This is a genomic window from Microbacterium sp. B35-04, from assembly GCF_010634885.1.
GTDB lineage: Bacteria > Actinomycetota > Actinomycetes > Actinomycetales > Microbacteriaceae > Microbacterium.
On the sequence record NZ_MWLP01000013.1, the window covers coordinates 78,739 to 92,522 of the forward strand.

Annotated in this window: 10 protein-coding genes; 7 read left to right on the forward strand and 3 right to left on the reverse strand. The window is 70.1% G+C overall.

Features of this window, described 5'->3' with window-relative positions; all coding sequences use genetic code 11:
- Positions 1-19: 19 nt before the first annotated feature.
- Together B1729_RS04110 and B1729_RS04115 are read right to left on the reverse strand one after the other, a co-directional pair.
- Complete coding sequence (locus tag B1729_RS04110; RefSeq protein ID WP_163630842.1) at positions 20-592, reverse strand: DUF4395 domain-containing protein; 573 nt, start codon at positions 590-592, stop codon at positions 20-22.
- Positions 579-1,016 (reverse strand): thioredoxin family protein, encoded by a 438-nt coding sequence (locus B1729_RS04115; RefSeq protein ID WP_163617886.1) that lies wholly within the window; start codon positions 1,014-1,016, stop codon positions 579-581. Before B1729_RS04115 ends, B1729_RS04110 begins: the two co-directional genes overlap by 14 nt.
- A gap of 143 nt (positions 1,017-1,159) precedes the next feature.
- Here B1729_RS04115 and B1729_RS04120 point away from each other — a divergent pair, with 143 nt between their 5' ends.
- The 3 genes from B1729_RS04120 to B1729_RS04130 are packed head-to-tail and all read left to right on the forward strand — an operon-like array spanning position 1,160 to position 3,319.
- Positions 1,160-1,969, forward strand: coding sequence for a thymidylate synthase (locus B1729_RS04120; protein ID WP_163617885.1), 810 nt, complete (start codon positions 1,160-1,162; stop codon positions 1,967-1,969).
- On the forward strand, positions 1,966-2,544 hold the full coding sequence (locus B1729_RS04125; protein WP_204318853.1) for a dihydrofolate reductase: 579 nt from the start codon (positions 1,966-1,968) through the stop codon (positions 2,542-2,544). The genes B1729_RS04120 and B1729_RS04125 overlap by 4 nt, the downstream gene beginning before the upstream one ends.
- A gap of 10 nt (positions 2,545-2,554) precedes the next feature.
- Complete coding sequence (locus B1729_RS04130; protein WP_163630844.1) at positions 2,555-3,319, forward strand: SDR family oxidoreductase; 765 nt, start codon at positions 2,555-2,557, stop codon at positions 3,317-3,319.
- Position 3,320: 1 nt separating this feature from the next.
- Here the strand turns inward: B1729_RS04130 and B1729_RS04135 are convergent, their stop codons facing one another.
- Complete coding sequence (locus tag B1729_RS04135; protein WP_163630847.1) at positions 3,321-3,947, reverse strand: winged helix-turn-helix domain-containing protein; 627 nt, start codon at positions 3,945-3,947, stop codon at positions 3,321-3,323.
- Between the two features lie 260 nt (positions 3,948-4,207).
- On the opposite strand from B1729_RS04135, the gene B1729_RS04140 reads away from it, so the two are divergent.
- The 4 genes from B1729_RS04140 (at position 4,208) to B1729_RS04155 (ending at position 13,777) form a co-directional block, all read left to right on the forward strand.
- The gene (locus B1729_RS04140; protein ID WP_163630849.1) at positions 4,208-8,128 is read left to right on the forward strand and encodes a S8 family serine peptidase; all 3,921 of its coding nucleotides are present in this window, start codon (positions 4,208-4,210) and stop codon (positions 8,126-8,128) included.
- 47 nt (positions 8,129-8,175) lie between these two features.
- Positions 8,176-10,935 carry a M4 family metallopeptidase gene (locus tag B1729_RS04145; protein ID WP_163630851.1) on the forward strand — a complete coding sequence of 920 codons (2,760 nt, stop codon included), beginning with the start codon at positions 8,176-8,178 and terminating at the stop codon, positions 10,933-10,935.
- Between the two features lie 115 nt (positions 10,936-11,050).
- Positions 11,051-12,028 (forward strand): 4-hydroxy-tetrahydrodipicolinate synthase, encoded by a 978-nt coding sequence (gene dapA / locus B1729_RS04150; RefSeq protein WP_163630853.1) that lies wholly within the window; start codon positions 11,051-11,053, stop codon positions 12,026-12,028.
- 72 nt (positions 12,029-12,100) lie between these two features.
- Positions 12,101-13,777, forward strand: a complete 1,677-nt coding sequence (locus tag B1729_RS04155) for a ribonuclease J (RefSeq protein ID WP_163617879.1) — start codon at positions 12,101-12,103, stop codon at positions 13,775-13,777.
- The last annotated feature ends 7 nt before the right edge of the window (positions 13,778-13,784 follow it).

Genomic DNA, 13,784 nt, shown 5'->3' on the forward strand with positions numbered 1-13,784 from the left:
CCCTTCTCGGCGCAGGGCGTCAGGCCGCGGCGGGACGCGCGCGTCCGACGATCCCCGCGCGCTGCAGCAGCAGGTAGAGCTGGCAGCCGAGGCACAGCCCGAACACGGCGTTGAGGAAGGCGGCGACGAAAGCGGCCGCGGCGGCGATCGTGAGACCCCAGGGAACGCCGAGCAGGTGCAGCACGAGCCCGATGACGGAGACGAACAGGCCGACGCCCTGCGCGAAGCGCGGCGGGCGCGGATCCTCGAGCTCGGTCGGGGGTGCGAGACGCGGCGCGATCACCTTGCGGTACAGGACGCCCCACGGCGCGGTGCGCGGCGACAGCACTCCCCACAGGAAGAGGAGTGCGACCAGGAGCAGGAGGAGGAAGGCGGGGTCGAGGAAGCGCTCGAGCGGTGTGGCGAGGCTGATGAGCCACGGACCGCCGATGACGCATCCGGGATCGATGTCGGAGACGCGGCTCGTCGACAGTCCGGTCAGTCCGAGGAACACCACGACGAGCAGCAGCACCGAGGTGATGGCAGCGCCGAAGCGGGGGCCGCGGGGGTCGATACCGCGCGGGGCTGCGGCTGCGGTTTCAGACACTCGCATCCTCCGCGATCAGCCGGTTGAGCTCGAGCTCGAGCACGTCGCGGCTGGGGGCGCCGCCGAAGCGGGTCTGCACGACGCCGTCACGGTCGAGCACGAGCGTTGTCGGCGTCTGCAGCACGTGGAAGTGCTTGGCGATGTCGGGGCGATGCGTGAGATCGACGTCGAGGTGGCGCACGCCGTCGTGACCGTCGGCGATGTCGGCGAGCGTGCGGTGCACCCCGGGGCAGCGCGCGCACATCTCGGTGCTGAACTGCAGGAGCGTCGCGACTTCGCCGAGCCCGTCGGCGCCGAGGCGGGCAGGCTCGATGACCTCGTGCTCGACGTTGTGGCGCGCGTGGGACTGGCGCCAGTTCAGGAAGACGCCGAGCGCCACCGTCGCCGCGAGCAGCACGGCGAGGGCGATGAGGGCTCCGACCAGGGTCACAGCAGATCAGGCTAACCCTTTTCGGCTGTCAAGGGGCCGTATGTGTGTGAATAAGTCGCGTTCGCCGCAACACGCAGGTCGTGTCGGCCGGCCGCGGCGCGGCCCCGGCCCGCACGTCGCGGGCCGCGGGTATCGTGGCAGCCGTGACGACGCCGATCCCCACCCCGTACGAGGACCTGCTGCGAGACGTGCTCGAGAACGGCACGCACAAGGACGACCGCACCGGCACCGGCACCACGAGTGCGTTCGGCCGGCAGATCCGGTTCGACCTGTCCGAGGGGTTCCCCCTCATCACCACGAAGCGCGTGCACTTCAAGTCGATCGCGTACGAGCTGCTGTGGTTCCTTCGGGGCGAGTCCAACGTCGCGTGGCTGCAGGAGAACGGCGTCTCGATCTGGGACGAGTGGGCGGATGCCGCGGGCGAGCTGGGCCCGGTCTACGGCGTGCAGTGGCGCTCCTGGCCGACGCCGTCGGGTGAGCACATCGATCAGATCGCACTCGTGCTGGATCAGATCCGCGCGAACCCGGACTCCCGGCGGCTGATCGTCTCGGCGTGGAATCCCGCCGACATCCCCGACATGGCGCTCGCACCCTGCCATGCGCTGTTCCAGTTCTACGTCGCCGACGGCAAGCTGTCGTGCCAGCTCTATCAGCGCAGCGCCGACCTGTTCCTCGGCGTCCCGTTCAACATCGCCTCCTACGCGCTTTTGACCGTCATGGTGGCGCAGCAGGCCGGGCTCGAGCCGGGCGACTTCGTCTGGACGGGCGGCGACTGCCACATCTACGACAACCATCTCGAGCAGGTTCGCGAGCAGCTGACCCGTGAGCCCTACTCGTACCCCACTCTGCGCATCGCCCGCACGCCCGACTCGATCTTCGACTACCGCTACGAGGACTTCGTGGTCGAGGACTATCAGCACCACCCCGCGATCCGCGGCGCCGTCGCGGTATGACGACTCCCCTCACGCGCGGCGGCGGTGCGGGTGCCGGCGGTGTCCGCATCCGCCGGATCGGCATGATCTGGGCCGAGGCGCACCACGGGGTCATCGGCGCGCAGGGCGGCATGCCGTGGCACGTCCCCGAAGACCTCGCGCACTTCAAAGCCCTGACGCTCGGGGCGCCGGTCGTCATGGGCCGCCGCACCTGGGAGTCGTTCCCGGACCGATTCCGCCCGCTGCCGGGCCGGCGCAACATCGTCGTCACCCGACGGGCTGACTGGAAGGATGCCGGTGCCGAGCGCGCGGCCTCGCTCGAGTCCGCACTGGCGCTGGCCGCCGAGGGGCACCCGGATCGGATCTGGGTCATCGGCGGGGGCGAGCTGTTCCGCGAGGCGATCTATCTGGCCGACCTGCTGGAGGTCACCGAGCTCGATCTCGAGATCCAGGGCGACACGCAGGCGCCCGAACGCACCGACTGGCGCACGATCTCGACGGACCCGGTCGAAGGGTGGCACACCTCGAGTTCGGGCATCCGTTATCGGTTCCTGCGACTTGCGCCGCCTGAGCGCTCCGAAGGCCCACGCCAATAGGCTGACGCGCATGGCGAAGACGGCGCTCATCACCGGTGCGAGTTCGGGACTCGGCGCGGAGTACGCGAGACAGCTGGCGGCGAGGGGCGCGCACCTGGTGCTCGTCGCCCGCGACAAGCAGGCGCTCGATCGGCTCGCGGTAGGGCTGCGATCGACCTACGGCGTGGAGGTCGAAGTCGTCGTCGCCGACCTGTTGAAGCCCCGCCAGCGCGAGCGGGTGGAGGCACGCGTCGCCGATGAGGTGAGGCCGATCGAGATCCTCGTGAACAATGCCGGGTTCGGCCTGCCGCTGGCATTCGAGCGCAACGACGTCGAGGACGAGGTCCGCCACCTGCAGGTGCACGTCGAGGTGCCGATGCGGCTGACCCATGCCGCACTCGGCCCGATGCTGGCGCGCGGCCACGGCCGAATCGTGAACGTCGCATCGGTCGCGGCATTCATCCCGCGGTCGACGTACGGCGCCTGCAAGGGCTGGCTCGTGAGCTTCAGCCGCTGGGCGAACGGGCGCTACGGCCCGCGCGGCGTGACGGTCACTGCGGTGTGCCCGGGGTACACCCACACGAACTTCCACGAGCGCCTGGGGCTGGCCCCAGGCGAGGAAGGTGTGGCGGACGCCATGTGGCTCGACGCCCGCGACGTGGTGGCGGAATCGCTGCGCGACGTCGCCCGCGGCAGAGCCGTGTCGATCCCGTCGCGCCGCTACAAGGCCCTCGTCACCTTGGCACGATTTGCGCCGCCGTCCCTGGCGGCGCGCATCGGCGAGCGCGGCCGGTAGATCACGCGGCGTCCTCTGCAGCGTCGTCGGTGCGCGGCCGCCGCTGTGAGCGACGCAGGGCGTCGGAGAGGGGGGTCGGCACCGACGACGCGCCTCCCACCATCAGGCGGTAGCCGACCCCGCGCACGGAGACGATCCGAATCCCTGGACGCCCGGCGAGACGGCGACGGAGCCTCTTGATCGCGGAGTTGACGTGCTCGCGATCTCCCAGGTAGTCGGTTTGCCAGACCTGTGCCGTGAGGTCCTCGAACGACCAGACACGGTGGGTGTCGGAGGCGAGGGCGGCGAGCAGGTCGAATTCCTGCGCCGACAGGTGCACGCGGATGCCGGCCACCGAGACCTCGCGGGAGGCCGAGGCGATCCGCAGTGTCCCGATGATCAGCGGTGCCGCGGGGCCGACGGCGTGGGCGTCGAGCGCCGAAGCAACGACCGCGCGCGGCGGCTGAGCCGGATCGTCCTGGCCTGCGTGGACGTCACGCAGCAGCGTGAGTGCGCCCTCAACGTCCGGCGCCGCGACGACGACCGCCAGATCGCGGAGCAGCTTCGCGAGCTCACCCACATGCCGCAGCGGCATTCCCACGCAGAGCACCAGCACCTCGTCAGCCTCCTGCACCACTCCGCTCGACACGCCACGTCCTTTCGCCGCCGATGAAGACCTGACCTGTCTAGCAGTCGAGTGTTTCATCTGCCTCATGCCACATTCCCGCGGGTTAACGATTCCGTGAGAGCGCTCTCATGGACCGGCGGCAACAGAAAGTTTTCGCCCATGAGCTGACCCCGAAGCGCCCTTGTCGCTCGACTCGCGGGGGGCCCAGCATGAGCCTCATCCCCTCAACCGGATTCGCCGTCGGCGCCGCGCATCGTCGGCGCCCCGATCGAAGGACCCTCGTGCGTCATTTCCTCCAGCGCAGACCCCGCACTGTCGCCGCCGTCCTCGCCGCCGCGACGCTCGTCGCCACCCTCCTCGGATCGCCGCCGGCCGCGGCGACCGAGCCACCCCCACCAGGACTGCCGGAAGGTCACATGGGGGAGGGCGCATGGCGGCACGGCATCCTCCCCGGCGCCGGCACGCCGACGGAAGAAGCGGCGCGCGAGAAGCTGACCGACGAGGCCGAGTCGCAGCTCACGGAGGCGGCGACCGCGTCGTTCTGGGTGCGCTTCGCCGATCGGGCAGACCTCGCAACGGCCTCGGCCATCGCGGACTGGGACAAGCGGGGTGCCGCGGTGCGGGACACGCTGCGCGCGCACGCCGAGGAGTCTCAGGCCGGGGTGGTCGCCGAACTGGATGCGGCCGGCGCCGCCTTCACGTCGTTCTGGGTGTCGAATGCGGTGCTGGTCACGGGCGGCGACCTGGCGCTCGCGACGATGCTCGCGGCGCACAGCGAGGTGTCGCAGATCCGCGAGGTCACGACCTATAGCAACGCCGAGCCGGTCGAATCGGTGCCGGCCGCGGCAGGCGAGGGCGCGAACGCCGACGGCGTCGCATGGGGCGTCGACGAGATCGGCGCGCCCGCCGTCTGGGCGCAGGGCATCACCGGCGAGGGGATCGTCGTCGCCAACATCGACAGCGGCGTGGATGTGACGCATCCGTCGCTGCACGACCGCTTCCGCGGGCTGCAGGCCGACGGCTCGCTGGAGCTCGACTACAACTGGCTCGACATCGACCGCTGGTGCGGCTGGGCCGACGGGCCGTGCGATGTCGACGGCCACGGCACGCACACGATGGGGACGATCACGGGCGACGCGGGCGACGGCGAACGCATCGGCGTCGCACCCGGCGCCACCTGGATCGCGGCGAACGGCTGCGTCAAGTGCTCGCAGACGGGTCTCATGCTCTCGGCGCAGTGGATGCTCGCCCCGACCGATACTTCCGAGGACTGGGCGAACGGCGACCCGTCGAAGCGTCCGCACATCGTGAACAACTCCTGGGGCGACCCCGCGTCGAAGGACCCGTTCTTCGACGACATCATCGCGGCGTGGGATGCTTCCGGCATCTTCAGCGCGTGGTCGGTCGGCAACTCCGGCCCGGCGTGCGACACCGCCGGCAACCCCGGCTCGCAGCATGTCACCTACTCCGTGGGCGCGTACGGCGAAGACGGCGACATCGGCTACTTCTCTTCCCGTGGCCCCGGGCAGGACGGCGAAGTGAAGCCGAACATCTCCGCGCCGGGTGTGCGGATCCGCTCGGCTTCTGCGGGAGGCGGCTACCGTCTGGAAACGGGCACGTCGATGGCCGCACCACACCTGGCGGGCGCCGTCGCGCTGCTCTGGAGCGCGGCCCCGGCGCTCGTGGGCGACATCCCGGCCACTCGCGAACTGCTCGACCGCACCGCGCGTGACGTCGACGACACCCGCTGCGGCGGCGACGCCGACGACAACGCGGTGTGGGGCGAGGGCAAGCTGGACGCCGCGGCGCTCATCGCCGCCGCCCCGACCGGCGCCGGCACACTCGCCGGCACGGTGACGGATGCCGACGGCACGCCGCTTGTCGGCGTCGACGTCGTCGCCGACGGTGAGTTCGGCCGCTCCACCAAGACGGAGTCCGACGGCACCTTCGCACTGCCGCTGGTGCCGGGTGCGTACGACGTCACCCTCGCGTCGTTCGGGTTCGCCGCCCGCTCCCTCGAGGTCACCATCGCCGACGGCGAGACCTCGGACGCCTCGGCGAGCCTCGCCACCGCGACCCGGCACACCGTCTCGGGCACGCTGACGGATGCTGTGGGTGACCCCATGGCAGGGCTCACGGTCGCTCTGAACGGGCCGCTCCCTGCTGCGACGACCGACGCCGCCGGCCGGTACCGGATCGACGACGTGCCTGCCGGTTCGTTCACGCTCACCACGACGGGCGATCGCTGCGTCGCGCCGCTGGAGCGGACTGTCGTCGTCGACGGCGAAGAGACGGTGGATGCCGCACTCGAGCGGGTCGCCTTCTCGGGCGGGTACTCGTGCACGTCCACCGACGCCCCGCTCCCCGCCGGAAGCCAGGTCCTCGACATTCGGGCGAATGGGGGTGCTGCAGCGATCGAGCTGCCGTTCGCCTTCCCGTCGTTCGACGACCGCTACTCGACGGCCTACGTGTCTGCGAACGGATTCGTCTCGTTCGCATCCTTCGAGGGGCAGTGGCCCGGGCAGCGACCGATCCCGTACCCGGGCGGCGTGGTTCCCGGCGGTGTCATCGCGCCGTTCTGGATGCTCCTCGATCTCGACGGCACCTCCGCGATCCTCGCGGCCGAGACGACGGTCGACGGCATGCCCGCGGTGACGATCGAGTGGCGCAACGTGTTCCTCATCTTCTCTCCCGACCAGCGGCTCACCTTCTCGACGACCTTGGTCGCGAACGGCGACGTCCTGTTGTCGTACGGGGACGGTGTGGGAGCCGACGCCGACCGCGCCGGGTGGAACGCGTCGGTCGGGATCGAGGCCGAGGGATCCGAGGTCGGCGCCCAGTACTCGCGGTACGAGCCCGTCCTGCAGGCGGGGCGGCAGATCCGGTTCACGCGCGACGAACGGGCGTGGCTCACGGGGACAGTGACCGACGCGAACGACGGCGCCGCCGTCGCGGGCGCCACCGTGGCCGCTGCGGGCGCGGACGGAACGACGCGAACCACGTCGACCTCGGGCGACGGCACGTACGAGCTCGCCGTTCCTGTCGGCACCGCGCAGGTGACCGTGACCGCACCGAACTACGCGACCGCCTCGCAGACCGTCGAGCTGGCCTCGTGGATGGATGCCGCGTCGTTCTCGCCGGCGCTGAAGACCGGGGTCGCGAGCCTGTCGACGTCGCAGCTGTCGCTCACCTCCGACGGGCGCGGAAGCGAGTGGGTCGAGGTCACCGTGACGAACTCGGGCTCCGCGCCGCTGCACCTGTCGTTCGACGAGATGCCGCGCAACCCGCAGCTCTCGGCGCCGGAGGCGGGCATGCCGGTCCAAGGCGTCTGGAGCACCATGCCGGTGTCGAGCGTGTTCGGCGTCGGGTACGACGGACGGCTCTGGGTATCGGACTGGATGGAACAGCGCAATGGGCTCTACTCGGTCACGGGGGAGCGCCTCGGCGACGCCCCGCACGTCGCCGAGATGGACGGCGCCGACCGGCTCGAGCTCGCCTTCGACAGTCGATCGGGCGACATGTGCCAGATCGTGAACGGCGGTGATTGGAGCATCCACTGCTTCGATCGTGAATCCGGCGTCCAGACACGGGTCATCACGGGGTACTGGGCCGACCAGCAGGCCTACAGCGCGCTCGCCTACAACCCGGTCGACGACGTGTTCTACCTCGGAAGCGCCTATGTCGGCACCGTGCTCACGGTGGCCGGGTCCACCCACGCCCAGCCGGGCAAGGTGGTGAACGCCTGCGCCGTGCCGGAGGCGGCGCTCGGGTTCGCCTACAACGTCGGTTCCGACACACTCTGGTACTCCACCTTCGGAGGAGAGGCACCGCAGCTGGTGCAGGTCGACCCGGACTCGCCGGCGACGTGCACGCGGTACCGCACCGTCGACACCTACCTGTCTCCGCAGGGTGCTGCGGGCATGGAGTTCGACGAGGCGGGCAACCTCTGGGTCGTCGATATGAACAACGGCCTCATGTGGCGGCTCAACGTGGAGGATCCCACGTTCGCGGACATCCCCTGGCTGGATGCGAACCAGGACGCCGCGACCCTCAAGCCCGGCGGCAGCAAGACGTTCAAGGTCAAGGTCCAGGGATCCCTCGCGGCGACGGGCGCCAACGCGGCGACCCTGCTCGTCGACTCGGACGCGGGCCGGGCGAGCCGCACCTATCTGCCGGTCGACCTCACCCGGTCGGCTCGGTGACGGCCGGCGAACCCGCCGGCAGCTTCCACCCCACAACTGGAGGAAAAATGCAACGCCCCGCGAAACTCGCCGCGTGCTCGGCGCTGGTGGGCACGGCTCTCGTGCTCGCCGCCGTCGTCCCCGCCGCAGCATCCGGTCCCGCCCCGTCCGCGGCCGCCGCTCCGGTCGCCACCGCGCCGGAGTCCGACACGCCGACGCTGATCGACGGCATCGCCGAGCCGACCGACGCCAAGGCACCCGCCGACAAGGCCGCCCTGGCACACCTCAAGGCGAAGAAGGAGCGGTACCACATCCCGTCGGTCGAGACGAATCTCGTCGTCACCGACGTGACAGAGGTCGGCACCGACGAGACCGTGCGCTTCACACAGCAGCACGGAGGCGTCGAGGTGCTCGGCGGACAGTACATCGTGCGCATGAAGAAGAAGGATGCCGAGCGGATCGTCACGGGAACCTCGGGGCAGTACTTCACCGACCTGACCGTCGACGTCGAGCCGAAGATCTCCTCGGAGCTCGCCGTGGAGCGTGCGGTTCAGGCGGTGCAGTACGGCGGGAAGGCCGCAGGCACCGTCGGCGGCGAGACGAAGGCCGCGCTCACCGGGTCGGACCAGGGTCTGGTCGTCCTGCCGCAGGGTGCGGGCGTCCTCACGCGACACGTGACCGTGCGCGGCACGGATGCGACGGGCGCCCCGGTCGTGCAGGAGGTGTACATCGAGGCGACCACCGGCTTCCCGACGCTGCAGTACAGCGGCATCCAGACCTTCGGGATCGCGGGGGCCGCCACCCCCGCCGCCGCCGCAGCAGCGATCGACGAGGGCACCGGAGCGGACGGCACGGGGACGCTGCTCACCGGTGTCGATGTGCCGGTCAACCTCACGCAGGACCCGGCGAGCGGCGCGTTCCTGCTGCGCGACACGACCCGCCCGGGCACCCCCATCGAGACGTACGACGCCTCGGGCGTCGTGGGCTACTCGTACCCGAACGGAACGATCCCTGCCGGTGCCGAGCTCGCCTCGTCGCCGACGGCAGCGCTCGGGGCCGAGCTGACCACCATGGGGGCCGTCGATGCCCACTGGGGCGCCGGTCAGGTGTACGACTACTTCAAGAACCGCCTCGGGCGCGACAGCATCGACGGCAAAGGACAGGAGATCCGCTCGATCGTCGGCCTCGTCGAGTGGGAGGGCGGGACGACCTGGAACCAGGCCTACTGGGACGGCTACCAGATGGCCTACGGCGCCGGTGACGGCTGGAGCTTCAAACCGTTCACGGCCGACCTCGACGTGCAGGGCCACGAGCTCACCCACGGCGTCGTCCAGCACACGGCGGGACTCGTGTACGTCGGTCAGTCCGGTGCCTTGAACGAGGCGTTCGCCGACTACTTCGGCAATGCGATCGACGTCGATGCCACGGGCACGCCCCTCAGCGACCCGAACGCGAGCCTCCTCGGCGAAGACCTCTGCTACGCCGCGTCGCCGACGGCGTGCGCGCTGCGCGACCTCGACGACGGCGCCGGCATCGCCAACTTCGCCGGCTACCCGTACTTCTACGACGCGGGCGGCGTCCACCTGAACTCGACGATCTTCGGCGGCGCGCTGTGGGACATCCGTGAGTCGCTCGGCGGCGAGACGGCGGACCCGATCATCTACCGCGCCCTCACGGACTACCTGACTCCGCTCGACGGATTCACTCAGGCCCGCGACGCCGTGCTCGCCGCGGCGAAGGCTCAGGGGCTCAAAGGCAAGCAGTTGAAGTCTGTGCAGGCGGCATTCGACTCCCGGGGCATCGTGACCGGGTGGGAGAAGCAGCTCGGTGGCGACGGGACCGTCCTGTTCGAGAACCTCACCGACTTCAACGGCGTCTCGTGGGCAGGGGCCGGGGGTGGCTGGTGGACCATCGCGGACGTCCCGAGCATCGACGGCTCGGGCTACTTCGCCATCTACGCGGGCACGATCGACCGCAAGGTCGAGCCGACCCTCGTGAGCACACCCGGGGAGTGGACCGATGTCTACCCCGACACCGACGGCAAGACGGTCGTGTGGATCCGGTTCTCTCCGGTGGGATCCCAGGTGATGGCGAAGTCGCTCTCGGGCGGCCCCGAGCAGGTCGTGTACACGACCCCGGCGAACCTGTTCAACGTGCGCGTGTCCGACGGTGTCGTGACGTGGGACGGCCTCGACGCAGAAGGATCACGCCGGGTCGGCTTCGCGGAACTCGGCAGCGGCACCGCCACGCTTCTGCCGGGCACGGCCACCGGAGTGCCCGACATCACGGGCGACAAGCTCGCGTACGCTCGCGAGTTCCCGACCGAGGTGTCGTTGCCCGACGGCACCTACACGCGGATCTTCACCGCGGTGGAGGTGCTCGACGTCAACACCGGCGCGGTGATCGAGGTCGGCCCCCGGACGCAGGGGTCGATCATCCGTCCGACCATCGCGGGCGGGTCGGTCGTCTGGGGTGCCGACGACCGCAACGACCCCTACAGCGCGATCCGCAAGGCCCCGGTCGCGGGCGGCGCGTGGAGCGACATCGTGCCGGAGAGCAACGTCGGCGGACTCCACATCCACGATCTCGTCGCGACGTCGACGACGATCACGGTGACGTCCGAGGGCGACAGCGAGCGCCTGGGCGGCGGGGTTCCGGCGCTGCTGCAGTACACGCTCGACGGAAAGTCGCTCGGCAAGGTGACGTGCAGCTCCGGCTTCACCGACCGTGCCGCCGCCGACACCGGCTCGACGGTCGTCTGGGTCGACACGGCCACGTCGTACGACACGCTCGTGATGCGGGCCACTCCGGCGGGCACCTGCTCCTGATCCGCTGACACCGGAGGGGACGGATGCCGCGTCGCGCGGCATCCGTCCCCTCCGCGTGCGTGCGGGCACGCATACGGGGAGGAGTGGCGAGCCTCCGAGCCGATAACCTGAAGGCATGACGCATACGGGAAACCCATTCGGACAGGTTCTCGTCGCGCTCGTCACTCCGATGACGGCCGACGGCGAAGTCGACTGGCCCGCTGTCGAGAAGCACATCGACGACGTCATCGGCGCGGGCGCCGACGGCATCGTCGTCACCGGCACCACGGGCGAGACGTCGACCCTCACCGACGCGGAGAAGATCCGTCTCGTCGAGGTCGGAAAGGATGTCGCAGCTGGGCGGGCCAAGATCATCACCGGCGGCGGCTCCAACGAGACGGCGCACGCGATCGACCTCTACAAGGCCAGCGAGAAGGTCGGCGCCGACGCCATCATGATCGTCACGCCGTACTACAACAAGCCCACGCAGGCCGGAATCCTCACGCACTTCCGCCTCGTCGCCGACGCCACCGATCTGCCGGTGATCCTCTACGACATTCCGGGCCGCACGGGCGTGCCGATCCGGTACGAGACGATCCTGCGCCTCGCCAAGCACCCGAACATCCTCGCCATCAAGGACGCCAAGGGCGACTTCAGCGAGGTCAGCCGCGTGCTCAACCAGACCGACCTGATGTACTTCTCGGGCGACGACCCGAACGTGCTGCCGCACCTCGCGATCGGCGCGGTGGGTCTCATCGGCGTCACCGCGAACATCGCCCCCGCGCCGTACCGTGCCATCGTCGACGCCGTGAACGCCGGAGACCTGAAGACCGCGACCGCGGCGCACATGCAGCTCGAGCCGCTCGTGCGCGCCGTCATGACGCACGTGCCCGGCACCGTGTCGGCGAAGTACATCCTGCACGGCCTCGGCCGCATCGGCAGCCCGCGCGTGCGCCTGCCGCTCGTGGGGCCGGAGGAGTGGGAGGCCGCCAAGATCGAGGACGAGCTGGCCCTCGTGACGGGTGTCCCCGGCGCAGATTTCTCGAATTTCCGTCCCGACCGCAACGCCGCCGCCGGCGGTGCGCTGCCGAAGGTCTCAGGCACGACGAGATGACGAAGTGCCGTCGCCGATCGGGCGACGGCACGCTGATGAACGGATGCCGCGGCATCCGGAGGAGGCTTCACAATGCCCACCAACCCGTACGACCCGCCGGAGCTCGAAGCGGGCACCCTCCGGGTCGTCCCGCTCGGCGGCCTCGGCGAAGTCGGCCGCAACATGACCGTCTTCGAGTACGGCGGCAAGCTGCTGGTGGTCGACTGCGGCGTGCTGTTCCCCGAGGAGCACCAGCCCGGCGTCGACCTGATTCTGCCGGACTTCGAGCCCATCAAGGGGCGCCTCGACGACATCGTCGGCGTCGTGCTCACGCACGGTCACGAGGACCACATCGGCGCCGTGCCGTACCTGCTGAAGCTCAAGAGCGACATCCCCATCGTGGGCTCGGGCCTGACCCTGGCGCTGACCGAGGCGAAGCTCAAGGAGCACCGCATCCGGCCGTACAGCCTCACGGTGGCCGAGGGGCAGCGTGAGAACCTCGGCCCGTTCGAGCTCGAGTTCATCGCGGTGAACCACTCGATCCCGGATGCGCTGGCCGTCGCGATCCGCACCCCCGCGGGCACCGTGCTCGCGACCGGCGACTTCAAGATGGACCAGCTGCCGCTCGACGGCCGCCTCACCGACCTGCGCGCATTCGCACGGCTGGGGGAAGAGGGCGTGGATCTGTTCCTCGTCGACTCCACGAACGCGGACGTCCCCGGCTTCACGCCGCTGGAGCGCTCGATCGGGCCGGTGCTCGACCAGGTCATCGGCAAGGCGCCGCGCCGCGTGATCGTGGCGAGCTTCTCCAGCCACGTGCATCGCGTGCAGCAGGTGCTCGACGCCGCGGCGGCCCACGGCCGGCGCGTCGCGCTGCTCGGCCGCAGCATGCTCCGCAACATGACGATCGCCGAGGACCTCGGCTACCTGCACGTGCCCGAGGGCGTGCTGATCGACTACAAGAAGGCGCGCGACCTCCCCGACGATCGGATCGTCTACATGTCGACCGGCTCGCAGGGCGAGCCGATGGCCGTGCTCAGCCGCATGGCGAACCTCGACCACGCGATCGAGCCCGGTCCGGGCGACACCGTCATCCTGGCGTCGAGCCTCATCCCGGGCAACGAGAACGCGGTCTACCGCGTCATCGACGGCCTGACCAAGCTCGGTGCGAACGTCGTGCACAAGGGCAACGCCAAGGTGCACGTCTCCGGCCACGCGGCCGCCGGCGAACTGCTGTACTGCTACAACATCCTGAAGCCGAAGAACGTGCTGCCCGTGCACGGCGAGTACCGCCACCTCATGGCGAACGCGCGCCTCGCCCAGGACACCGGGATCGCCCCCGAGCGCACGCTGCTCGCCGAGAACGGCACCGTCATCGACCTCAAGGGCGGCGAAGCCCGTATGGTCGGCCAGCTCGACCTCGGGTTCGTCTACGTCGACGGGTCGACCGTCGGCGAGATCACGGATGCCGACCTCAAGGATCGCCGGATCCTCGGCGAAGAGGGCTTCATCTCGGTGATCGTGGTGGTCGACGCCTCTACCGGCAAGGTCATCTCGGGCCCCGAGATCCACGCGCGCGGGTTCGCCGAGGACGATGCGGTGTTCGAAGCCGTCAAGCCGAAGATCGCCGCAGCCCTCACCGAGGCTGCCCAGTCGGGCGTCCGCGATCCGCACGCGCTGTCCCAGATCGTGCGCCGCACGATCGGCCGCTGGGTCAACCAGTCCCTGCGCCGCCGGCCGATGATCGTCCCGCTCGTGATCGAAGCGTAGCGAGATC

Bases quoted from the DNA above. Each gene is read 5' to 3' on its own strand.
- B1729_RS04145 (WP_163630851.1), top strand. From the start codon at position 8,176: ATGCAACGCCCCGCGAAACTCGCCGCGTGCTCGGCGCTGGTGGGCACG.
- dapA (WP_163630853.1), top strand. From the start codon at position 11,051: ATGACGCATACGGGAAACCCATTCGGACAGGTTCTCGTCGCGCTCGTC.
- B1729_RS04125 (WP_204318853.1), top strand. From the start codon at position 1,966: ATGACGACTCCCCTCACGCGCGGCGGCGGTGCGGGTGCCGGCGGTGTC.
- B1729_RS04155 (WP_163617879.1), top strand. From the start codon at position 12,101: ATGCCCACCAACCCGTACGACCCGCCGGAGCTCGAAGCGGGCACCCTC.
- B1729_RS04130 (WP_163630844.1), top strand. From the start codon at position 2,555: ATGGCGAAGACGGCGCTCATCACCGGTGCGAGTTCGGGACTCGGCGCG.
- B1729_RS04110 (WP_163630842.1), bottom strand. From the start codon at position 592: ATGCGAGTGTCTGAAACCGCAGCCGCAGCCCCGCGCGGTATCGACCCC.